This is a genomic window from Streptomyces sp. NPDC054813 (assembly GCF_053611365.1).
This window is the reverse complement of sequence record NZ_JBSHAF010000075.1, coordinates 1-1,402: the sequence shown is the minus strand read 5'-3', so window position 1 is coordinate 1,402 and position 1,402 is coordinate 1. Positions and strand designations below refer to the sequence as shown.

At 64.3% G+C, this 1,402-nt stretch carries 2 protein-coding genes; one reads left to right on the top strand and one right to left on the bottom strand.

Annotation, left to right across the window (positions count from 1 at the left end):
• Positions 1 to 70 precede the first annotated feature (70 nt).
• Positions 71 to 885 (top strand): IS5 family transposase gene (locus ACWGJB_RS49820; protein ID WP_453386637.1). Its coding sequence is split into 2 segments (ribosomal slippage): positions 71 to 413 and positions 413 to 885, totalling 816 coding nucleotides; the frame shifts between segments, so codons are not numbered across the junction.
• On the opposite strand, the gene ACWGJB_RS49815 is transcribed toward ACWGJB_RS49820, so the two are convergent.
• A complete protein-coding gene (locus ACWGJB_RS49815; protein WP_453386636.1) occupies positions 874 to 1,323 on the bottom strand; it encodes a DUF5959 family protein in 450 nt (149 codons plus the stop codon). The two genes, ACWGJB_RS49820 and ACWGJB_RS49815, sit on opposite strands and share 12 nt — an antisense overlap.
• Positions 1,324 to 1,402: the final 79 nt, after the last annotated feature.

Sequence of the window (1,402 nt, the reverse complement as noted above, 5' to 3'; positions counted from 1 at the left end):
TTAGAACTCCTAACGAAATGATCTTCGAGGTGGTTGGATCGCTCCGGGTGCGTTGATCCGGGGGTGTGAGGTGGCTCGGCCGAAGCCGTGGCATGTCGAGGACGAACTCTGGGCGGTGATCGAACCGCTGCTGCCGAAAGTCGAGCGTCGCACTCACCATCCCGGGCGGAAGCGGCATCCGGACCGGCTGGTGTTCCAGGGCATTCTGTTCGTGCTGCATACCGGGATTGCGTGGGAACACCTGCCGCAGGAGCTGGGCTTCGGTTCAGGCATGACGTGCTGGCGGCGCCTGGCCGAGTGGACCGAGGCTGGTGTGTGGCCTCGGCTCCACGAAACGCTCTTGGCCAAGCTCCGTAGCTCGGACGCCCTGGACTTCTCCCGGGCGGCGGTCGACGGCTCTCATATCCGGGCGTTAAAAGGGGCGCCAAGACAGGACGAAGCCCTGTCGACCGGGGCAGGACGGGCAGCAAGCACCACTTGATTACCGATGCCACCGGCATCCCGCTCGCCGTCACTCTGACCGGCGGCAACCGCAACGACGTCACCCAGCTCATCCCACTGCTCCAGACAGTGCCTTCCGTGCGGGGCAAGCGCGGCCGGCCTCGGCGTCGTCCCGACGTTGTGCTCGGTGACCGCGGCTACGACCATGACAAGTACCGTCACCTCGTCCGCGGGCTCGGCGTGAAGCCACTGATCGCGCGGCGTGGCACCGAACACGGTTCCGGACTTGGAACTCAACGCTGGGTTGTCGAGCGCACCTTCGCTCACCTGCACTGGTTCCGCCGCCTGCGGATCCGTTGGGAGATTCGCGACGACATTCACGAGGCCTTCCTCAGCCTTGGATGCTCCCTCATCTGCTGGCGGAAGCTCTGCTCACTCCGGTGACAAGTGGTCATCCCAAGCACGGAGTACGGCGCCGAGTAGGCGCCGGTGGGTCGCGATCCAGTCGGCCGGTAGGTCAATCGGCACCCGAACGGTCACCATGGAGGCGAGATCGTCTTCAACCACCACCTCAGGACAGTCACGCTCGCTGCTGAGATGGATGAAGATGGACGGTCCACGCTGGACGTGCAACCAGGCGATGTCCTCGCCGGCCTCAAGACGATCCAGGGCATCGCCCCACGAAGTCAGCCGTGACCGCCACAGCGAGAGATTCACGCGTCCGGCGACGAATGGCGTGTCAACGACGACCTCCGCGGCGAGCCCTCCAGCCACACCCTGCAGAGCGCCGAGCACCGTGATGCGAACGCTGTTGCCCTCGTCGTCACAGAACAGAGCCAGATTCAGCTGCGCTGCGGTCTCCAAGTTGCGTCCCATCAGCATGAAGCGATCTTGACGCACGTCCGGTCAGCTGACCAGTGACCCGGACTTGCGCCCACTCATTTCGTTAGGAGTTCTTAGA

Excerpts from the sequence above, each read along its gene's own strand:
- ACWGJB_RS49815 (WP_453386636.1), bottom strand. The coding sequence starts at position 1,323 with ATGCTGATGGGACGCAACTTGGAGACCGCAGCGCAGCTGAATCTGGCT.